This window comes from Streptomyces fuscigenes (assembly GCF_021556455.1).
Taxonomy (GTDB): domain Bacteria; phylum Actinomycetota; class Actinomycetes; order Streptomycetales; family Streptomycetaceae; genus Streptomyces; species Streptomyces fuscigenes.
This window is the reverse complement of the sequence record NZ_JAKGCV010000068.1, coordinates 1-19,224: the sequence shown is the minus strand read 5'-3', so window position 1 is coordinate 19,224 and position 19,224 is coordinate 1. Positions and strand designations below refer to the sequence as shown.

The following is a 19,224-nucleotide window of genomic DNA, read 5'->3' as shown; positions in this document are numbered from 1 at the left end:
CCGCGCGGGCGGCCGCGCCCGGGGCGGCGGACCCGGCCGGCGGCGGGCCCCCGCTCGTGCGCAGCTACTCCCTGTCCGGCCGCCCCGGCGACGACGCGTACCGCATCAGCGTCAAGCGGGAGGAGCACGGCGCGGCCAGCACCCGCATCCACACCCGGGTCCGCGTCGGCGACCTCCTGGAGGCCGCGGCCCCGCGCGGGTCCTTCACCCTCGCGCCCGGCGGCGGCCCCCTCGTCCTCGCCTCGGCGGGCGTGGGCGCCACCCCCGTCCTCGCCATGCTGCGGGCCGTCGTCGACCGGGACCGCGACCGCCGCGTCTGGTGGCTCCACGGGGCACGCGACGGAGCCGACCACGCCTTCGCCGGGGAGGTCAGGCACCTCCTCGGCGAGCTGCCCAACGGGCGCCTCGTCGTGAGCTACAGCCGGCCGCGGCCGCAGGACCGCCGGGGCACCGACTACACGCACGCCGGCCACCTCGACGGCGCCACCGTCGACGCCCTGGGGCTGCCGCAGGACGCCGAGGCGTACCTGTGCGGCCCGGCCGCGTTCATGGACGCCATGACCGGCGCGCTCACGGCGTGCGGACTGCGCGCCGAGAACGTGCGCCGCGAGATCTTCGGCGCCGGGCCCTCCCTCACCCCGGGCATCGCGAAGGCCGCGCAGCGCCCGCCGCATCCCCCGGAGGGCGGGGACCCGGCCGCGCCGGGCCCCGCGATCACGTTCGCCCGCAGCGGGCTCACCGTGCCCTGGGGCAGCGGCCCCCGGAGCGCGCTGCTCGACCTCGCCGAGGCATGCGACGTGCCGGTGCAGTGGTCGTGCCGCACCGGTGTGTGCCACACGTGCCAGACGGGCGTGTTCTCCGGTGCCGTCGCCTACGACCCGGAACCCGTCGAGCCGCCCGACGAAGGCACCGCCCTCATCTGCTGCTCGCGGCCGGACGGGGACCTGGTGCTCGACCTGTAGCCGGGGGCCGCGGCCACGGCCCGGGGCGGGTCGCCAGGGCACGCCCCGGGCCGGTGCCCCCGGCCGCCCCGCGTACGGGCCCCGCCCGGGGGCCGCCCGGCGGCGGTCCCGGACCGCTTCGCGGCATGGGACGCGCGCGACGGGGAACGCGAGCGGGGGCATGGACCTGGAGCGGGAACGGAGCCTGGGAGGCCGGCGTGACACGCAGCGCGACACCTGGCCGCACGGCAGGCCCGGAGCGTGCACCGCTCCTGCGTCTGACGGGCCTGTCGGCGGTCGCGGACGACGGGATGGACCGCTTCGCGCGGCTGGCCGCCCGCGTCCTCGGCGTCCCGCTGGCGTTCGTCTCGCTGCTGGAGGAGGACCGGCAGATCCTCCCGGGAGCCTTCGGCCCGCCCGGCCCGTGGACGAGGACCCGCACGGCCCCCCTGTCCGACGCGCCCTGGAGCACCGCCGTCCTCTCCGGCCGGCCGTTCGTGCTCACGGAGGCGGCGGGGAACGGCCCGAGACGGCCCGGCGACGCCGCCGGCGGCCCGGGCGGCGCGGCATGTGTCGCGCTCCCCGTCACCGACGGGGCGCATCACGTCCTGGGCGCGCTGTGCGCGCTCGACGACCGTCCGCGCACCTGGGACGCCGAGGGGCTGGCCGCGCTCGAGGACGTGGCCGCCGCCTGCTCCGCGGAACTCGGTTCCCGGATCCTGGCCCGGCGCACCCAGGACCTGCACCGGCGCGCCCGCTCGGCCCAGGAGACCGCGGAACTCACCGGCGCGAGAGCGGTCGCCGCGCGCGGCAGGGCCGAGGCGGCCCGCCGCAGCGCGGAGGTCGCCCAGGACGAGGCGGAGGAGGGGCGCGACTCCGCACGCGAGCTGGAGCAGCAGGCGCGCCAGGGCCTGCAGCACGCGGAACTGCTGCTCGCCGCCTCCGAGGACCTCGCCCAGAGCGTCGGCGTCGAGGACGTGCGCCGCCGCCTGCGCAGCCTGTTCGCCGAACCGGTCGGTTACGTGGGGCTGCTGCTCGCCGAGAACGGCGGGCTGCGCCGCGTCCAGGACCCCGACGTCGAGTACCGGGCCGAGGGGGACCAGCCGTTCGTCCCGCTGGACACCGCGTTTCCCAGCACCCGGGCGTTCCGCGAGGGCCGCACCGTCCTCGTCCCGGACCGGGACGCCCTCGCCGCCGAGTACAGCGAGGAGGCACTGGCGGGCCTGGACGCCCTCGGTATGTCGGCGACACTGTGCGTCCCGCTCACCGGCAGCAGGGGCCCCCTCGGCGTCCTGGCCCTGTGCTGGCCGCAACGGCACGAAGTGGCCGTCATAGAGCGCGCCACGTTCACGGCCGTGGCCGGCTACGTCGCCCAGGCGGTGGAGCGCGCGCTCTTCGTCGACGAGCGGATCTCCGTGGCGCACCAGCTGCAGGCCGCGATGCTCACCGACCTGCCGGCCGTCGACGGGCTGGAGATCGCCGCCGTCTACGTGCCGGCGGCGGTCGACGACATGGTCGGCGGGGACTGGTACGACGCCTACCGGCTTCCGGCCGCGCAGCCGCACGGCGACCCCGATCCCGTGGTGGTGACGGTGGGCGACATCACGGGCCACGACATGCACGCCGCCACCGTCATGGGGCAGATCCGCAGCATGCTGCGCCAGGCGACCTTCGACCACGCCTCACAGGGGCCCGCCGCCGCCCTCGCGGCCCTGGACCGGACCTCCACCTCCATGCTGCTGGAGCCCGGCGGCACGCTCGTCCATGCCCGCTTCGACCCGGCGCAAGCCGGCTCCTGGACGCTCACCTGGTCCAACGCGGGCCATCCGATGCCGCTGCTGCTGGACGGCCGGGGCCGGGTGACGCGCCTGGTGGAGCACGACGCGATGCTGCACCCCGTGCTCGGCACGCCGCCGCGGTCCGAGCGCCGGCTGACGCTCGGACCGGGCTCGATCCTCTTCCTCTACACGGACGGCGTCGTGGAACGCCGCGGCGAGGACATCGACGCTGCCACGCAGCGCCTCGCCGACCTCCTCGCGGAACACCGGGCCCTGCCGCTGCCGGCCCTGCTCGACCGCGTGGTCCGCCACGCCGCGGCGCCCGGGGAGGACGACATCACCCTGCTCGCGGTAAGGATTCGGCCCGGCGACGAGTTGCCGGGCGCGACCGGGGCAGGTGTCCTGGCGTGAGGGGCCACCGGGCGTGCACCGGCGGACCCGGTCGCGACGCTTCACCCCGTGCCGCCCCGGCACGTGGACCCACCCCGGTTGAAGGATGCTGCCCCATGGCTGTCGACGGCCTCGCCGGGCGGGCTGACGTCGTCGCCCGCGCCTTCGACCAGGGCGGACGGCACGTCGTCGTGCTGCGCGGACCGCTCGACCGGTTCGCGGAGGACACGGTGCGCGAAGCGCTGCTCGCCGCGGGGGACCTCCCGCTCGTGGTCGACCTCGCCGGCGTGGAGCGCCTCGGCATCGACGTGCTGGCCGTCTTCCTCGACGTCCGGGGGCACGGGGGACTCGTGCTGGCCGGGCCGTTCGCACCGGCGGTGGACCGCACGCTGGAGGCCTCCGGAACACGCGAGTTCTTCGCCAGGTACGAGACGCTCGACGACGCGCTGCGCGACACGGAGGCCTGAGCCCGGCGACGCGGTGACCACGCGCCGGGCGAACACGGGGCCCGGCCACGACCCGCACGGTTCGTGCCCGTGCGGAGCCGGGGAGCACGAGGCCCGCCGTGCGGGGCAGGCCGGCAACGAGTCCCTGACGGGCGTCGCCTGACGGTACGCCAGATCTCGCGCCGCGCTCGCCCGCCGGTGCGTGCCGCCCGGGGCGGCCGCGAGCCGCAGGCACCCGGCCCGGCGCCTACGGGTGCAGCAACGTGGTCACTCGGAAGAGGCAACTCCCCGCCCGGACGGGTACGGACGCCGGCCGACCGGTGAGGAAACCCGCGTCACTACCATCAGCAGGAGGTACCGCATGCGCAAGAACCTCGCCCGTGCCGCGGCCGTGATCGCTCTCGGCGTCCTCGCCCTCGGCCCCGTCTCGGGCACGGCGTTCGCGGACGGCAACGACGGCCCCGCCATCGGCTTCGCCGCCGGCCACGGCAGCTTCACCAACATCGGCGGCCCCTACGGCATCACGCACGCCGAGGGCGGCTTCATCGCGGGCGGCGCCGAGTAGTCGCACGCACCCCCTCCGGCCGGGCCGGACACCGCGGCGGCCCCGCACCCCGAACCGGGTGCGGGGCCGCCGCCGTTCGTGGTGCGGCCCCGGGGAGGGAAGCCGGGACCCGGATCAGTCCTCGCCCAGCACCGACAGCGTCCGCTCCGCCATCTGCCGCTCGCCCGTGGCGTTGGGGTGGACGGGCACGTAGTTCGTGCCGAACAGGACGGGCTCGATCCAGCGCGTGCTCGCCGGGGCGCACGCGTCGTGCCCCTCCGAGGCCGCCGCCATGTCGACGAAGGTCGCGCCGGTGTCCTCGGCGGCGTGCTCGACGGCCGCGTTGAGGTGGGTCTGGAGGTCCCTCAGGTACGGGACGTCGCCGGATGCGATCGGCATCTTCGCGAAACACCCCGGAACGGACTTCGCCGGGAGGATCCACGGGTAGCCGAGGACCGCGACGCGGGCGTTCGGCGCCTTGTCCCGCACCTGCCGCAGCGCGTCGCGCACGGCCGGGTAGGTGGTGGTGTCGATGGTGTGGTCGAACGAGTCGCCGTACAGGGAGGTGCACGGCGCGCCCTGGCCGAGGGTCAGGATCCCGGCCGAACCGCACGCGAGGATCGCGTCGATGAAGGTGTTGCTGTCGTTCCCGCCGATGGTGAGCGTCACCAGGCGGGTGCTGCCGTCCAGCGCGTCGAGCTGCGGTGCCACGCCCGGGTACTGGGACGCGGCGAAGTCCTTCGTCTCGGCCCCGCCGCAGGTGACATCGGTCAGCCGCGCCCCGGTGCGGGCGGCCAGGACGTGGGGGTAGTCGGCACTCGAACGTGCGCACAGCAGCGGGGCCGTCGGATCGAGCGGCAGAACGCCCGAACCCGCGCTGTAGCTGTCGCCCAGGGCGACGTACGGAAGGGGGGTGGCTGCCTGAGCGGTGGGGGCGGTGATCCCGAGTGCCACCGCGCCCGCCACTGCGGTGGCGGCGGTGAGACCTCGGACCAGGGCGCGCATCGACATCTGTGTGCTCCTCGTATTCGGCGTGAGGGGGCCCGGCCGAGACCGGGTGGCGAAGTGAGCGGCGCGCTGCGGAAGTTACTTGCCAGTTAAGTTCCGGTCAACGGTTCGCGCAGGACCTCTTCCGTACGGCTGAAAAACGCGGGAACGCGCGCAGGGGTCACGGGTGCGCGGCGGGATGCGGCATGAGGAGACGCCAGGTGGGCGAGGGGAGAAAGGGGAGGGAGACGCGCCGGGGGCGACAGGGGCGGGCGGGGCGGAAGGGGGAGGAGTGCCGGGGGTGAAGGCGGCGGGAGCCGCCGGGGGGACTCGCGGAGGAGCGCCGGGCGGGAGCGTGCTCGGCGGTCGGGCGCGCCCCGCGGTCGGGCGCGCCCCGCGCATCCGTCGCACGGCGGCGCAATCGTGCCGGGCCCTCCCCCCCCCGATCGGCCCCGGATCTGCCCGGATCTGCCCGGGTCGGCCCCGGAACGCGTACTGCCGGGCGACGTTCCGAGGCCGCACGGCCGTGTGTTCAGTAGCGGGCCGTGCTCTGCGCCAGCGGCGGGTAGACGGCGGTCCGCAGCCCGTCGACGGTCGCGCCCGCGTACTTGAGCATCGGCCCGACCTGCCGGTTGAGGTCGGCCGGGAAGTTCAGCGCGGGCTCCGACACGGCGTCCAGGCGGGCGCGCTGATCGTCCGTCAGCCGCACTTCGAGACCCGCCAGGTTCGCCTCCAGGTGCTCGACGCTGCGGGGCCCGATCAGCGTGGAGGTCACGCCGGGCCTGCCCTGGACCCACGCGAGCGCGACCGCGGCCGGGCTCGCCCCCGCCTCCTCGGCCACCGCCGCCAGCGCGTCGATCACGGTGTACTGCGCCTCGCTCGGCGCGCCGAGCACCGCAGACCTGCGGGTGCCCGCGGGGATCCCGTTCGCCCGGGTGTACTTCCCGGACAGGTAGCCGCTCTTGAGGGGGCTCCACGGCAGCATCCCCATGCCCGCGTCCCGCGCCAGCGGGATCAGTTCGCCCTCGATGGTCCGCTCCAGCAGCGAGTACTCCATCTGCAGAGCGGTCACGGGCGTCCAGCCCCGCAGCAGGGCCGTGGTGTGGGCCTTCGCGGTGAACCAGGCGGGCGTGTCGGAGAACCCCACGTAGCGGATCTTCCCCGCCGTCACCAGGTCGTCCAGCGTGCGCAGCGTCTCCTCGACCGGGGTCGACCAGTCGTGGTTGTGCAGCCAGTACAGGTCGACGCAGTCCGTCCGCAGCCGCCGCAGCGAGGCCTCCAACTGCGCGACGAGGGCCTTGCGGCCGGCACCGCCGCCGTTCGGGTCGCCGACGTGCAGGTTCCCGAAGAACTTCGTCGCGAGGACGACACGGTCCCGCAACCCCGGCTGCCGGGCGAAGAAGTCCCCGAGGATCTTCTCCGAGTGCCCGTTCGTGTAGAAGTTGGCGGTGTCGACGAAGTTCCCGCCGTGGTCCAGATACGTGCCCAGGATCCGCTCGGACTCCGCGACGTCGCAGCCGCTCCCGCCGTCCTCCCCGAAGTTCATCGCGCCCAGGCAGAACGGGCTCACGGCGAGGCCCGAGCGGCCGAGGCTCACATATGCGTCGAGTGTCATTCTCTGCTCCCCTGATCGGAGTGGATCTGCCGACAGCTCCGAGTGAACCGCTTCCACCTGCGGGGACGTGAGACCGATCCTGCCGCTGCCTTGCACGATCCTGCCGACTTCATGCTGCCGTCGCGGTCGCGACCGAGTGGGGCGTGGTTGTATGGAACGTGTCCTCCACCGACCTGGCAACCCCCGGCGGCCGCCCGTCCCTCGACGAGCTGCGCTCCCTGATCGCCCGCCTGGCGGCACGCCCCGGCGCGGTGGAGGGCGTGATGGTCTCCTCGGTGGAGGAGCCGGGACCGCCCTCGTCGACCGTGGCCGAGCCGGTCCTCGCCGTGGTCGCCCAGGGCGCGAAGAGGCTGACGCTCGGCGACCGCGTCCACGACTACGGGGCGGGCCAGTACCTCGTCGTGTCCGTCGGACTGCCCGTGACCGGCCACTACACGCGGGCCACCCGCGAACGCCCCTTCCTCGGCTTCGGGCTCACGCTCCGCCCGGCGGCCGTGGCCTCCCTGCTGCTGGAGGCCGGGGCGGCGGCACCGGGCGACGACGGCGGACCCCCTGGCGGCGGGCGCGGCGGGGGCAGGGCCACCGCCCCGCCGGGCATCGTGGTCGGCGACGCCTCGGACGACCTGCTGGACGCCGTCGTGCGCATGGTGCGGCTGCTCGCACGCCCCGCCGACGTGCCGGTCCTGGCCCCGATGATCGAGCGGGAGATCCTCTGGCGGCTGCTCACCGGCCCGAAGGGCGGCCTCGTCCGGCAGATCGGCCTCGCGGACAGCCGCCTGTCCCACATCGGCCGGGCGATCCGCGCCCTGAGGGACCGTTTCGCCGAGCCGGTCCGCGTCGAGGAACTGGCCCGGATGTCCGGCATGAGCGCCTCGGCGTTCCACCGGCACTTCCGCGCCGTGACCGCGATGACGCCCATCCAGTACCAGAAGGACATCCGCCTCCAGGAGGCACGCCTGCTGCTCCTTGCGGGCCCCCGGGACGTCGCGTCCGCGGGCTACGCGGTGGGCTACGACAGCGCCTCGCAGTTCAACCGCGAGTACCGCAGGCGCTTCGGTGTCCCGCCGGGCCGGGACGCGGTCCGCCTGCGGGAGCGCGCCCAGGGTGCCGCGGCGGGCGGGGGGCCGCTGTGAGACGGCAGGCGGGCGGCGGGGTGGGCGCCCGCGGCGGGAGTGCGGCCGCAGGCCGCGCACCGCGGGCGCGGAAGGCGCCCTGCCGGACGGGTGCGCGAGTGGCCCCGGCTCCTCGTCGTCCGGGCTTCCGTGGCCCCGACGCCTGTCCGGACCGATGCGGGAGCGGCCCCGGTTCCTCGCGCTCGGGCCCTGGAGCCCCGACGCCTGACCCGAACGGTCCCGGACGGTGGCCGCTCAGCCCGCCAAGGGGCCGGCGGGCCGCGGCTCCGGCGCCGGCGGCGCGGCGCCGGACGGGTGCAGCGGCAGGACCGCCCGTACGGTCTTGCCGGTGGCGGTGACGATCACGTCGGGCGTGCCGGCGAGGCGGCACACCAGCGGCCAGCCGTAGCCGCCCGCCACGAAGTCGGCCCGGGGCGGGCGGGCCGTCGGGACCTGCGTACTCGCGTCGGCCACGGTCACCACGAGGCTGCCGTCCACCACGTGCGCCGAGAAGCCCGTCACCCCGCCGCCGTGCCGCAGGGCGTTGGTGACGAGCTCGGAGGTGAGCAGCAGCGCGTCGGCGAGTACCGCCTCGTGGGGCGGGCCCTCGCCCAGCCCCGTGCGCAGGAGCAGGGCGTGCACGAGGCTGCGGGCCTCGGCCGCCCTGGTCGGCAGGCCGCCGCCGGAGGCCGCGCGCGCCCCGTCGCTTCCCCTCGCGTAGGTCACGTCCGTCCCCCCTCGTCGCCCTCGTACGTCCCTGTCCCGCCGCCCCTTCGGACGACGGACCTGCTGCCGGTCCCGCTCCGGGGACCCCGGCCCGCCGGGCCCTGCGCGCGCCGCCCTGCCGCGCGCCGACCGTTCACAGCGCCAGGGCCGCCTCTACGGTCGGCGCGAACGTGAACGCGGAACGGGTCCCGGTCGCCTCGAACAGTCGCAGCACGACGCCGCCGAGCGGGCCCGCGATCACCAGCCGCCTGCTCCTCCTGCGCGCCTGGAGGAGCACGTGCAGCACCGTCGAGTCGGCGAACGACACTCCGGACAGGTCGACCACGACCATCCGGGACTGCTCCCGGTCGGCCTGTTCCAGGGCGTCTTCCAGCAGCGACGCGTTCTCGTCGTCGAGGGAGCCCGTCGCTCGCACGATGTGGCCGCCGTTGTCCGTGGTCCGGGTGACGACCGCCGCAGAATTGTTCTCCAGCACGGGCCACAGGTTCTCATGCCCGGAGCCCAGGCGGGCGACCGCCTCCGAAGAAAGGGCGTGCGCGGGGTCCCCGCCCGGGCGCCGGCCGGCACTCCGGCGGATGTGGCGCACTCGGCTCCGGCCCGTCAGACCTCGGCCCCCGTGCCCGAGAAGAAGGCCGTCATCAGCTCCGGACCGCGCCCGCCGAACATCGACTCCAGGTTCCCGGCGGACTGGGCGGCCGCTGCCTCGCTGCGCGGGAAGAGGGCCGCCTCGTACGCGGCCAGGGCGGCCTCCGGGTCGCCGGGGTGGGCCGCGAGGGACCGCCCGAGCGAGGCGCCGTCGAGCATCGCCAGGTTGGCGCCCTCGCCTGCGAACGGGGACATGAGGTGCGCCGCGTCGCCCAGGAGCGTCACCCCCGGGACGCGGTCCCAGCGGTGGCCCACCGGCAGCGCGTGGATGCGGCGGGGGACCAGTGCGCCGTCGGCTTCGGCGATCAGGCCGCGGACCGACTCGTCCCAGCCCTCGAAGTGGGACAGGACCGCGGCCTTCGCCGCCGCCGTGTCGGCGAAGTCGATGGTGTCCAGCCAGTCGCGCGCCGCCCTGAGCGCGGTGTAGGCGTGCAGGCTGCCGTCGCTCTCGCGGTGGGCGAGGAGGCCGCGCCGGTCGCCCAGGCAGAGGAAGAACCCCTCGCCCACGACCGCCGCACTGCGCGGGTGGCGGGTGTCGGCGTCCCGCAGGTCGCTCTCGACGAACGAGACGCCGGTGTACGCGGGCACCGCGTCCGACAGCAGGGGCCGCACGCGCGACCAGGCCCCGTCCGCCCCGATCAGGAGGTCGGCGGTGATCGTGGAGCCGTCCGCGAAAGCGACCTCGTGGCGGCCGTCGCCGAGCGTGCCCACGTTCGTCACCCGTCGGCCCCAGCGCACGGTGCCGGCCGGGAGCGAGGACAGCAGCAGGTCGCGCAGGCGCCCGCGGTCGACCTCGGGGCGGTCGCCGTCCCCGTCGTCCGCCTCGCTGACGTGGACCGTTCCGTCGGGGCCGAGCAGGCGCATGGCCTGGCCGCCCTCGTGGACGAGCGCGCGGAAGCCGTCGTACAGGCCGGCGGCGCGCAGCGCCTCCTGGCCGCTGTCCGCGTGGATGTCGAGCATGCCGCCCTGGGCGCGGGCCCCGGCGGACGCCTCGAGTTCGAAGACGGCGGATGCGATGCCGCCCACGTGCAGGGTCCGTGCGGCGGTGAGGCCGCCGAGGCCTCCGCCGATGATCGCGACGGGGTGATGGGTGCTCATCGGGTCCTCCGTGAAGGAAGTGGGCCCGACCGGCGGAACCCGGGAGCAGCCGGGTGGGGCCGGTTGGGGCCGGGAGAAGGGTGGTCGCGCGGACGGTGGACGACTCACGCGGTCGCGCCGGCGTCGGGCGGCGCGACCGGGTCGTCCGGGACACCCGGGTCATCCGGGTCGCCCGTTCGCCCGGGTCGCCCGGGTGGATGTCTTCAGCGTAACGAACGTGTTCGTTACGAACAAGTTCGGCCCTGGCCGACAGCGGTCGGCGGGCGCTCGACGGCGCGGGGCGGCCGCGGCGGCGCGGCACGGCCGCGGCAGGGGGGTGGGGCGGGGAGACGGTGGCGTGCGGGCTGCTGTGGGGCGGGGTCGGGAAGCGGCGGGACGGGGGAGGGCCGGGTCAGGCCTCGGCGCCGGGGACGGGGGTGTGGAGAATCCCGTTGATCACCACGTCGAAGCCCCAGGACATGCGGTCGGCCTCCGATCCGGCGAGTAGCGCGGGAAGGTGCGCCCGGATCGTCGGGTGCGTGGCCTCGTCGACCTCGTGGACCGCCCGGGTCAGTGCGTCCCAGTCGGCCGGGCCGGCCGGGTCCTGCTCCCGGGTCCCGTGCTCGGCGGCGGACGCCGTGGCGTGCTGGAGCAGCGTGTCGACACCCCACGCGACCCGTTCCGTGCCGGCGCCGCTGCGGGCGAGCAGGTGCAGCAGACGCTCCACCAGGCGAAGGTAGTGGGGGCCGCTGGGCCGCGCGACCAGGGCGGAGCGCGCCAGTTGGGGATGCTCGAACAGCACGTACGTGTAGGAGGCCAGGACCGCGCTCACCTGCTCGCGCCAGCCGGACGCCGGGGCGTCGGAGCCCAGGTCGACCTCGCCGAGCAGGGCGTCCAGCACGGCCGCGTGCAGCTCGGCGGTGTTGGCGACGTAGACGTACAGCGAGGCGGGGCCGGTGTCCAGCTCCTGCGCCAGCCGGCGCATGGTCACCTTCTCCAGCCCCTCGCCGCGCATGATCCGCACGGCGGTGTCCACGATGCCCTGCCTGGTCAGAGCGGGTTTGGCGGGGCGCTCGCGGCGGCTGATCGGTTCTCTCCGGGCGGTCATGAGCCGATCGTAACGAACACGTTCGGCGCCCTGCCCGTGCCCGCGTCGTGCCTGTCCCCGTGCCCGGAGCCCTCCGGCGTCCCGTCCCGGCCCGACGCCCCCGCTCCGCGCCGTCCCCCCTCGTCTGCCGGCTCGTGCCCCGGGACGTGTTTCTCACGAACGCCGGGCGACGGCCGGGGAACGACGTGGGACGGCGGGAACGCCGGGGAACGGCGGAGCCGGCGGGGTGTGCCGCGGCCGGATCAGAACAGGTCGAGCAACTCCTCGTAGAATCCGCCGAATCCCCGCTCCTGGTCGACGAGATGGACCTCAAGGATCCAGTGGCAGGAGCGTCCGCGGGCGTCGGGGCGGCGCATGGGGCGGTCGCTCCCCGGTGCGATGTAGGAGGCGATCTCGTCACCGTTGATCTTCTCGTGCGGGAACTCGCCCACCAGATGGCCCCAGTGGCGGGCGCCGCCGCCGTGCTGCCAGCCGGCCTCCTCGGCGATCCGGCTGACCCGCGCGTACAACTGCTCGCCGGTGATGTCCGGATCGGCCTCGAACGCGCGGCGGCCCGCCGCGAAGATCTCCGGCAGCGCGTCCCGCAGCCGCAGCTTCGCCGGGTCGTCACCGAGGACGAACGTCCGGCCGAAGTCGGCCTCCCACTCCTCGAAGATCGGCCCGAAGTCCGCGAACAGGATGTCGCCTTCCTCGATCACCCGGTCCGGCGGATTCTCCCGGTACGGGTGCAGCGTGTGCGGGCCCGAGCGCACGATGCGCTTGTGCCAGTACCTGCGCACCCCGTGCAGTTCGTCGGCCAGGTCCCTGATCCGGTCGCTCACGGCCTGTTCCGTCTCGCCGGGGGCCAGCAGCCCCCGCCGCTCCACCTCGGCGAACAGTTCCTCCGCCTTGGCCTGTGCGTCGAGCAGCCGACGCGCGCGTTCGCTCTCCCCCACCACGCCACCAGTCATGGCCCGAAGCGTAGAGCCGGGGAGTGCCTCCGCGGGAGGGGGCGACGGATCCACCGGGGCCATGGCGCCCACGATGCGGCGCCGCGCCGCGCGGATGTTGCCGCGCGCGGTCCGTCCCCCCGGCCGGTCTGTCCCCTGCCCGGTCCGTCCTCCTGTCGCGGGGCGGGACGCGCCGGACCCGGTGGCCGCCGCCGCCCGGGCCGCTCGCATAATGCAGTAATGGCACGTAAAGCGAAGACGGCACGGAAGAGCTCCCTCGCCACCGCGGTCACGGGCGCCGTACTGCCCGCGGTGCTGGCCGCGTGCCTCACCGGTTGCGGCGGGGGCTCCTCGCACGACGACGCGTCGCCCGCGCCGGCGCCCAGCGGCACGCCCGGTCGGGTGGAGGCGAGTGCCAACGGCTCGGTGGTGTCGGTCACCGACGCCGTCGCCCACCTCGACGCGTCCGGCGACGGCACACTCACCATGACCGTCAAGAACTCCGGCACGGTCGCCGACCACCTCGACATGGTCGGTGCACCCGGCGGAGCCCGGGGCACCCTCACGGGGGGCCGCGACCCGAAGGCGGACGGGGCGATGAACACGGCGGGCATCCTCGTCCAGGCCGACGGCGGCACGACCTTCGGCGCCAAGGACGGGCCCACGGTCGCGCTGCACCACGTCACCGGGGTCTCCGGACGCCACACGCTCCCCCTGATCCTGCAGTTCGGCGTCGCCGGCCTCGTCCGCCTCCAGGCGCGCGTCACCGGCTGAACGGAGCCGAGGGCGCTGCGCGCCGCCCGGCCGTTGCCTCTCGGCTCCCGCACGGCGCCCCCCTCCGCGGCGTCAGGCCCCGGGCTGCACCTCCCGGGCGATCGCCTCGGCGGCGGCGGCCGCACCGCAGTCCGACCGGCCGTCGCGCTCCACCCGCACCGTCCCCATGTCGAGCGCACCGCGCACCGCTTCGCGCACGGAACGCGCCGCGGCGGGCTCCCCGAGGTGGTCCAGCATCATCGCCGCGGCGAGGATCTGCCCGACCGGGTTCGCCCTGCGACGCCCGGCGAGCGACGGCGCGCTGCCGGTCACCGGACCGAAGCACCCCGCCGCGTCGCCGACCGCGCCCGAGGGGCACAGCGCGGCGCCGCCGACCGTGCCGGCGCCCAGGGCGCTCAGTACCCCGCCCACCGGGTCCGCCGTGACGATCACGTCGAAGTACTCGGGGGCCGTCACCAGCGCCTCGGCCGCCGCGTCGGCGTACAGGCACTCCGCCCGGATCTCCGGGTAGTCCCCTGCCACGTCGAGGAACACCTCGCGCAGCAGGCGCATGCCGCGCAGGGTGTCGGCCCGGTCGGCGCAGGTGACGCGGCGCACCCGGTCCCGCCGGCTGCCCGAGCGGGAGCGTGCGAGTTCGAACGCGCGGCGCACCGTTCGCACGCAGTCCTCGCGCGCCACGGTCAGCGTGTCCGACACCTCGTCAACCTGCACGCCTCGCCGCTCATCGGCGCCGCCCCGGCCCCGACCGGCCCCGTTCCCGCGGCTGTTGCCGTCCCCGCCCCCGCGGCCGTCCCCGTCGCTCCCGGCCGCCCCGCCCGGCACGTACCGGGGTGCGGCGATGTCCCGGACGACGACGTAGTCGACGCTGCCCGGACGCGCGTCGAGCCGCGAGGGCACGCCCGGCAGGAGCTCGACGGGCCGCAGCCGCGTGTGCAGGCCGAGTTCCGCGTGCAGGATCCCCTCCAGCCGGCCCGCGGTCGTGCCGTCCGGCAGCCGGACGGAGGGCAGCCCCACGGGCCCCGTCAGGACGGCGTCGGCGGCGCCCACGGCGGCGCGCCCTGCGGCGTCCAGTACCTCGCCGGTCCGCTCGTACGCACCGGCACCGGCGTCGACCTCGGTGATGCCGATGTCGAACCCGTACAGGTCGGAAACCTTGGCCAGGACGGTGAGGGCCGCGTCCACCAGCTCGGGGCCGATGCCGTCCCCCCTGATCAGCGCGACGTCGTGGACGGTCATGCTTCCCCTCTCCCCGCCTCCCTCCGGGCGACCGGAGGACCGCCGGGGGAGGGCCCCACCGGATCGTAGCCGCGCGGCGCCCGTGCCGGGGCGGTGTGGGGGAGAGGGGGCTGCCCCGGCGCGGGCGAGAGCCGGGCGCGGGGTGCGGGCGGGTGTCAGGCCGCGGTGTCGGTCAGGACCCCGGCCAGCACGGCCGCGTGGCTGATGCCGACGTCCTTGGTCGCGGTCAGCAGCGTGACCGTATCGCTGTCGCACAGCGCCGAGAGGCGGTCGAGTGCGGCGGCCTGCCCCGCGCCCGCCAGTTCCGCGCGGTAGCGTGCGCCGAATTCCGCGAAGCGCTCCGGCTCGTGCTGGTACCAGTGCCGCAGCTCCGTGGACGGGGCCACGTCCTTGAGCCACTCGTCCAGCCGTGCGGCCTCCTTCGAAAGCCCCCTCGGCCAGAGCCGGTCGACCAGGACACGGGCGCCGCCGTCGGACTCGGGCTCCTCGTACACGCGCGCGACACGCACGTCCGGTACGGTCTTCATGACCTCATTGTCCGACGCGCTCCGGCGCCGGCGCCAGTCGTGCCGGCCGGGGTCGTGACGCGAGGCGCGCTCTTCTGCCGCCGTGCGTGGGCGGTGAGTGTGCCGGACCGTCGCTCACCTGGGGCGGACCGTGTGCACTGCGGGGCTGTGGGGTACGCGCACGGTGGGCGCGGGCGGGCCGGCCGTCCCGAACGTGCGGGCACCGCCCGGTCACCGGTCACCGGCCCCGAGGCCCGGCCGGCCCACCGGTACCGCTCCACCGTCCTGAAGAACCACCGATCCACCGAACCCGTTGAACCCTCGATCCACCGATCCACCGATCCACCGATCCACCGATCCGTCGAACTGCCGATCCGCCGAACCGCCGACCACCGATCCACCGATCCACCGCGGAGAACGAGATGCCCCTGCGTGTGCCCGCCGGCTCGACCGTCCTTTTCCAGGGCGACAGCATCACGGACACGACCCGGCGCGCCCAGCCCGGGGACGGACTCGGCAACGGCTACGCGCGCATGGCCGCGGACCTGCTGCGGGAACGGCCGGGGGGCCCGGAGCTGACGTTCCTGAACCGGGGCGTCAGCGGCGACCGCGTGGCGGACCTGCGCAAGCGCTGGGACGAGGACACCATCGCCCTCAAGCCCCATCTGGTGTCGGTCCTCGTCGGTGTCAACGACACCTGGTACCGGTACAGGACGGGTGAGGTCACGACGATCGCGGACTACGAGCGCGACTACCGCCTGCTGCTCACCCGTGTACGCGACGAACTCGCCGCGGACCTGCTCCTCGTCGAGCCGTTCCTCCTGCCCGTGGAGGCGGAGCAGTGGGAGTGGCGCAGGGACCTCGATCCGCGCATCCACGTCGTGCGCAGGCTGGCCGAGGAGTTCGGCGCGGCACTCCTCGCCGCCGACGGGCTCCTCAACCAGGCGGCGCGGGAGCACGGCGCGCCGCAGCTGATCGCGGGCGACGGCGTCCATCCGACGCCGCTCGGACACGCGGTCCTCGCGCGGGCCTGGGCCGAACTGGTGCGGACCGACTGACATGGCCTGGAGCCGCGCCGGGTTCCGCGCCCGCTCCCTCCGTCCGGCCGGGACGCCCCTGTTCCCCGCCCGCTCCTTCCGGAAGGCCGGGCGCCCCTGTCACCCGCCCGATCGTCGAGCGGCGACCGGGCCTCGGCCGCCGGCCGCCGCCCGGTCGCCCGGTCGCCCGTGACGGCCGTCGACCGGCCTGCCGTGCCGCCGGTCAGGGGCGGATGTTCGCCAGGTCCTCCAGGAGCCCGGGGTGCCTCGGCTCCCAGCCGAGCGCGCTGCGGGTGTGGGCGCTCGACGCGGGCTGGTCGCTCGCGAAGATCGGGCCGAGCGGGCCGTACGTCTCCGCGGGCACCGACTCGACCGGCAGGCCCAGCCTGCTGCCGATGACGGCGGCGATGTCCCGCACCGCGTCCCCCTCGTCGGCCACCGCATGCCAGCTGGTGCCGGCCGGCGCGTGCTCCAGGGCGAGCCGGAAGAGGACGGCCGCGTCGAGAGCGTGCACCGCGGGCCAGCGTTGCGAGCCGTCGCCCGCGTAGCCGGACACCCCGCTGCGGCGTGCGATGTCCGTGAGCAGCCCGGCGAAGCCGCCCGCGCCGTCGTGGTGGACCGTGCGCGGCAGGCGTACGGCGGATGCGCGTACCCCGCGCGAGGCGAGCCCGAGGGCCGAGGTGACCGCCCTGCCGCGGCCGCCGACCGGTCCGTCCGTCGGCACCGGGTCGGCCTCGGTGGCGGGGCGGCCCGGCGTGAGGGGCGTTCCGGAGACGGTGACGAAGGGCCGCTCGCTGCCGACCAGTTCCTCGCCGAGGACGCCGATGGCGGTGCTCTCCTCGGCGACGTTGCCCGCGAGGGCCTCGGGGCTGCTGAAGTCGTTGCCGAACGCCAGGTGGATCACGCCGTCGGCCCGGGCGACGCCCGCGCGCAGGGCCTCCAGGTCGGCGAGGGAGCCCCGGAGCGCCTCCGCGCCGGCCGCCTCCACGGCTGCCGCCGAGGCGTCGGAGCGGGCGAGGGCGAGGACGGTGTGTCCGTTGCCGAGCAGTTCGGCGACGACGGCGGAACCGACCAGACCGGTGCCACCGGTGACGAAGACGCGCATGGAAGCTCCTTGGCGAGTACGGGGGGAACAAAGTGATGGGACTCTTGTCCCGTCACATACGCTAGCAGGGTCGCGGGCGGTCATGGGACAACGGTCCCGTCGCTTATGCTTGCCCCATGGGCAGATGGGAGCCGGGCGCGCGTGAACGCCTCGTCGTCGCCGCGGTCGACCTGTTCACCGAGCAGGGCTACGACGCGACGACCGTCACGCAGATCGCCGAGCGAGCGGGGGTTACGAAGAGCACCTTCTTCCGGCACTTCCCGGACAAGCGCGACCTGCTGGTGGCCGGGCAGGAGACGCTGAGCCGGCTGCTGACCGAGGGGATCGCGCAGGCGCCGGCCGACGCCGGCCCGCTCCGGGCCGTCGCCGCCGGTCTCGAACGGGCGTCGAGCGCGATGGGGCCGATGAACCGCGAACTCGGCCCCCGCCTGAAGGCGGCCGTCGCCGCAAGCGCCGAACTGCAGGAGCGCGACGCCCTCAAGAGCGTGGGTCTCGCCGACGCGATGACGACCGCTCTCGCCGCACGCGGCGTTCCCGACGCCGCGGCGGCCGTCGCGGGCGAACTGGGGGTGCTGGCCTTCAAGCGGGGCTACGCCGAGTGGTCCGAGGGTGAACGCGGCGACGAGGACGGACTCGCCGGCCACCTGCTGGCGGCCCTGGACGAACTGCGCACGGCGAGCGCGTCGCTCGACTGACCGGCCGGCGGGACGCGCGGACGGCCGCACGAGCCGGGCGCCCGGCAACGTGCTGACGGGGTGGACGGCCGGGGCGGACGGCCGGCACGTCCCGGTGCCCGGTGGCTGCCGCCGTACCGGCGGACGCGGGCCGAGGCCCGCGCTCCGCCCCCCGCCCACGTCGCGAGACCCGCCGTCGAGTCCGTACGAACGGGGAGACGAGATCGCCGGCCGGACCGGAACGCTGCCTTCCGGCCGCCCGGGGCGGACGCCGGGCGCCGCCTTCCCCGGCCGGGTCGTCGGGCTCCCACCTGCGTTGATACCGCGTGCTCGCTCCGCCGCCGCGGCCGTCGCGCCGCACCGTCGTACCCGCCGGTACGCCCTCCGGAGACAATTGCCGAATCCAGCAGAAGTTTTGACGGATCATCAAGAACTTTTGCCCGGTTCCGGTGAAACCTCTGGACACCCCTCGCGGAGGGCCCCTAATGTCTCGGGCCACCGGGCGGTTGCCCCGCCCGGATGACGCCAGCTCCGCACGCCTCCTTCCCCCCACGGCGGACCGTCCCGTACGCGGCCGGCCTCGCCCGAGGCACACGCTCACGCAACCCGCAGCACCCCCGCCCCGCGCGGGGCCCGGCCGCGCACCGGTGCGGCCGTGTCGGCAGCAAGAAGGGGAAGCGCACATGAAGCTACGCAGCTACGTCGTGACGGCCACCGCCACCCTCGTGGCCTCCGGGAGCCTGATGGCACTCTCCGGGACCGCGCAGGCCGCGCTGTACACCACCTGTGTCGGCGACGGCGGTGCCGTCACCGTGCGCGGCGACCTCGTGGTACCCGCGGGGGAGTCCTGCACCCTGGAGGGCACCAAGGTCACCGGGAAGGTGACCGTCCAGGACGGAGCCGACCTCGTCGCCTCCGGCGTCACGTTCAACGGGGCCGTCGACGTCGGCAAGGGCGCCTACCTCGACGTCGCGGACTCCACGCTCAAGGGAGACGTCACCGCGTCCGACGCCTTCGGCACCCACGTCCAGGACACGTCGGTCAAGTCGGCCGCGGCGAGCGGCGGCTTCCTCTACGCCGTCGGCGCCACCGCGAGCGGCGGGATCAGCTCGGACGGCGGCGAACTGTACGTGTCCGGCAGCTCGGTCAAGGGGGCGCTCGCCGGCACCGGCGGCCTCTACGCGGACGTCTACGACACCACCGTCAAGGGCGCCCTGACCGTCGGCGGCAACGCGCTCGGCGGTGTGCTGTGCGCGAGCGAGGTCGGCGGGGCCGCCGAGTACGACCACAACGGCGACACGCTCCAGCTCGGCGGCGACGGGCCCCTCGGCTCCTGCGCGGGCGCCACCTACCTGGCCAAGACCCTCACCGTCACCGACAACACCGCGGCCGCCGTGCTCGACAACACCATCGTCGCGGGCAAGCTCACGGCGACCGGCAACTCCCCGGTCCTCACCGTCGGTTCGCTCGCGCGGGTGCGCGGCGGCATCGTCGGGGAGACCGCCCCGGCGGCCGCCGCCAAGTCCGCCGCGCGTGCCCTGCGCGCCGCGCCGCAGGACCGGGGCCACGCCCTCGCCGACGAGGCCGCGGGACG

Annotated in this window: 19 protein-coding genes; 9 read left to right on the top strand and 10 right to left on the bottom strand. The window is 75.5% G+C overall.

The features are described 5' to 3' along the window. The 4 genes from L1885_RS09355 to L1885_RS09340 all read left to right on the top strand — a co-directional run. A partial coding sequence (locus tag L1885_RS09355) for a 2Fe-2S iron-sulfur cluster-binding protein (protein ID WP_268983857.1) occupies window positions 1-962 on the top strand: 962 nt, incomplete at its 5' end. A gap of 197 nt (window positions 963-1,159) precedes the next feature. Then, entirely contained in the window at window positions 1,160-3,130 is a 1,971-nt protein-coding gene (locus tag L1885_RS09350; protein WP_235796557.1) for a GAF domain-containing SpoIIE family protein phosphatase, read from the top strand. A 95-nt stretch (window positions 3,131-3,225) separates the two neighbouring features. Continuing rightward, a complete protein-coding gene (locus tag L1885_RS09345) occupies window positions 3,226-3,576 on the top strand; it encodes an STAS domain-containing protein (RefSeq protein WP_235796556.1) in 351 nt (116 codons plus the stop codon). A 340-nt stretch (window positions 3,577-3,916) separates the two neighbouring features. Continuing rightward, the gene (locus L1885_RS09340) at window positions 3,917-4,120 is read left to right on the top strand and encodes a hypothetical protein (RefSeq protein ID WP_235796555.1); all 204 of its coding nucleotides are present in this window, start codon (window positions 3,917-3,919) and stop codon (window positions 4,118-4,120) included. A gap of 114 nt (window positions 4,121-4,234) precedes the next feature. On the opposite strand, the gene L1885_RS09335 is transcribed toward L1885_RS09340, so the two are convergent. Next, a complete protein-coding gene (locus L1885_RS09335; protein ID WP_235796554.1) occupies window positions 4,235-5,110 on the bottom strand; it encodes an SGNH/GDSL hydrolase family protein in 876 nt (291 codons plus the stop codon). A 508-nt stretch (window positions 5,111-5,618) separates the two neighbouring features. Next, entirely contained in the window at window positions 5,619-6,701 is a 1,083-nt protein-coding gene (locus L1885_RS09330; RefSeq protein WP_235796553.1) for an aldo/keto reductase, read from the bottom strand. Window positions 6,702-6,859: 158 nt separating this feature from the next. On the opposite strand from L1885_RS09330, the gene L1885_RS09325 reads away from it, so the two are divergent. Continuing rightward, entirely contained in the window at window positions 6,860-7,834 is a 975-nt protein-coding gene (locus L1885_RS09325) for an AraC family transcriptional regulator (protein ID WP_235796552.1), read from the top strand. A 234-nt stretch (window positions 7,835-8,068) separates the two neighbouring features. Here L1885_RS09325 and L1885_RS09320 read toward each other — a convergent pair whose 3' ends face one another. The 5 genes from L1885_RS09320 to L1885_RS09300 all read right to left on the bottom strand — a co-directional run bounded on the left by L1885_RS09320 (window position 8,069) and on the right by L1885_RS09300 (window position 12,319). Then, complete coding sequence (locus L1885_RS09320) at window positions 8,069-8,539, bottom strand: ATP-binding protein (RefSeq protein WP_235796551.1); 471 nt, start codon at window positions 8,537-8,539, stop codon at window positions 8,069-8,071. A gap of 133 nt (window positions 8,540-8,672) precedes the next feature. Then, on the bottom strand, window positions 8,673-9,014 hold the full coding sequence (locus tag L1885_RS09315; RefSeq protein ID WP_235796550.1) for an STAS domain-containing protein: 342 nt from the start codon (window positions 9,012-9,014) through the stop codon (window positions 8,673-8,675). A gap of 125 nt (window positions 9,015-9,139) precedes the next feature. Beyond that, complete coding sequence (locus L1885_RS09310) at window positions 9,140-10,282, bottom strand: FAD-dependent oxidoreductase (protein WP_235796549.1); 1,143 nt, start codon at window positions 10,280-10,282, stop codon at window positions 9,140-9,142. A gap of 391 nt (window positions 10,283-10,673) precedes the next feature. Next, complete coding sequence (locus L1885_RS09305) at window positions 10,674-11,369, bottom strand: TetR/AcrR family transcriptional regulator (RefSeq protein WP_235796548.1); 696 nt, start codon at window positions 11,367-11,369, stop codon at window positions 10,674-10,676. Between the two features lie 242 nt (window positions 11,370-11,611). Further along, the gene (locus L1885_RS09300; RefSeq protein WP_235796547.1) at window positions 11,612-12,319 is read right to left on the bottom strand and encodes a M24 family metallopeptidase; all 708 of its coding nucleotides are present in this window, start codon (window positions 12,317-12,319) and stop codon (window positions 11,612-11,614) included. Between the two features lie 219 nt (window positions 12,320-12,538). Between L1885_RS09300 and L1885_RS09295 the strand changes: the two genes are divergently transcribed. After that, window positions 12,539-13,072, top strand: a complete 534-nt coding sequence (locus tag L1885_RS09295; RefSeq protein ID WP_235796546.1) for a hypothetical protein — start codon at window positions 12,539-12,541, stop codon at window positions 13,070-13,072. A gap of 72 nt (window positions 13,073-13,144) precedes the next feature. Here the strand turns inward: L1885_RS09295 and L1885_RS09290 are convergent, their stop codons facing one another. Together L1885_RS09290 and L1885_RS09285 are read right to left on the bottom strand one after the other, a co-directional pair. Continuing rightward, window positions 13,145-14,308, bottom strand: a complete 1,164-nt coding sequence (locus L1885_RS09290) for an isocitrate/isopropylmalate family dehydrogenase (protein ID WP_235796545.1) — start codon at window positions 14,306-14,308, stop codon at window positions 13,145-13,147. A gap of 155 nt (window positions 14,309-14,463) precedes the next feature. Further along, on the bottom strand, window positions 14,464-14,835 hold the full coding sequence (locus L1885_RS09285; protein ID WP_235796544.1) for a DUF488 domain-containing protein: 372 nt from the start codon (window positions 14,833-14,835) through the stop codon (window positions 14,464-14,466). Between the two features lie 401 nt (window positions 14,836-15,236). Here L1885_RS09285 and L1885_RS09280 point away from each other — a divergent pair, with 401 nt between their 5' ends. Next, complete coding sequence (locus L1885_RS09280; RefSeq protein WP_235796543.1) at window positions 15,237-15,872, top strand: SGNH/GDSL hydrolase family protein; 636 nt, start codon at window positions 15,237-15,239, stop codon at window positions 15,870-15,872. 202 nt (window positions 15,873-16,074) lie between these two features. On the opposite strand, the gene L1885_RS09275 is transcribed toward L1885_RS09280, so the two are convergent. After that, entirely contained in the window at window positions 16,075-16,956 is an 882-nt protein-coding gene (locus L1885_RS09275; RefSeq protein WP_235796542.1) for an SDR family oxidoreductase, read from the bottom strand. 116 nt (window positions 16,957-17,072) lie between these two features. Here L1885_RS09275 and L1885_RS09270 point away from each other — a divergent pair, with 116 nt between their 5' ends. Continuing rightward, window positions 17,073-17,651 carry a TetR/AcrR family transcriptional regulator gene (locus L1885_RS09270; RefSeq protein ID WP_235796541.1) on the top strand — a complete coding sequence of 193 codons (579 nt, stop codon included), beginning with the start codon at window positions 17,073-17,075 and terminating at the stop codon, window positions 17,649-17,651. A gap of 662 nt (window positions 17,652-18,313) precedes the next feature. Then, the coding region (locus L1885_RS09265; protein ID WP_235796540.1) for a hypothetical protein at window positions 18,314-19,224 on the top strand (911 nt) is incomplete at its 3' end.

Excerpts from the sequence above, each read along its gene's own strand:
- L1885_RS09345 (WP_235796556.1), top strand. The coding sequence starts at position 3,226 with ATGGCTGTCGACGGCCTCGCCGGGCGGGCTGACGTCGTCGCCCGCGCC.
- L1885_RS09340 (WP_235796555.1), top strand. The coding sequence starts at position 3,917 with ATGCGCAAGAACCTCGCCCGTGCCGCGGCCGTGATCGCTCTCGGCGTC.
- L1885_RS09335 (WP_235796554.1), bottom strand. The coding sequence starts at position 5,110 with ATGTCGATGCGCGCCCTGGTCCGAGGTCTCACCGCCGCCACCGCAGTG.
- L1885_RS09330 (WP_235796553.1), bottom strand. The coding sequence starts at position 6,701 with ATGACACTCGACGCATATGTGAGCCTCGGCCGCTCGGGCCTCGCCGTG.
- L1885_RS09310 (WP_235796549.1), bottom strand. The coding sequence starts at position 10,282 with ATGAGCACCCATCACCCCGTCGCGATCATCGGCGGAGGCCTCGGCGGC.
- L1885_RS09305 (WP_235796548.1), bottom strand. The coding sequence starts at position 11,369 with ATGACCGCCCGGAGAGAACCGATCAGCCGCCGCGAGCGCCCCGCCAAA.
- L1885_RS09300 (WP_235796547.1), bottom strand. The coding sequence starts at position 12,319 with ATGACTGGTGGCGTGGTGGGGGAGAGCGAACGCGCGCGTCGGCTGCTC.
- L1885_RS09295 (WP_235796546.1), top strand. The coding sequence starts at position 12,539 with ATGGCACGTAAAGCGAAGACGGCACGGAAGAGCTCCCTCGCCACCGCG.
- L1885_RS09290 (WP_235796545.1), bottom strand. The coding sequence starts at position 14,308 with ATGACCGTCCACGACGTCGCGCTGATCAGGGGGGACGGCATCGGCCCC.
- L1885_RS09285 (WP_235796544.1), bottom strand. The coding sequence starts at position 14,835 with ATGAAGACCGTACCGGACGTGCGTGTCGCGCGCGTGTACGAGGAGCCC.
- L1885_RS09280 (WP_235796543.1), top strand. The coding sequence starts at position 15,237 with ATGCCCCTGCGTGTGCCCGCCGGCTCGACCGTCCTTTTCCAGGGCGAC.
- L1885_RS09275 (WP_235796542.1), bottom strand. The coding sequence starts at position 16,956 with ATGCGCGTCTTCGTCACCGGTGGCACCGGTCTGGTCGGTTCCGCCGTC.
- L1885_RS09270 (WP_235796541.1), top strand. The coding sequence starts at position 17,073 with ATGGGCAGATGGGAGCCGGGCGCGCGTGAACGCCTCGTCGTCGCCGCG.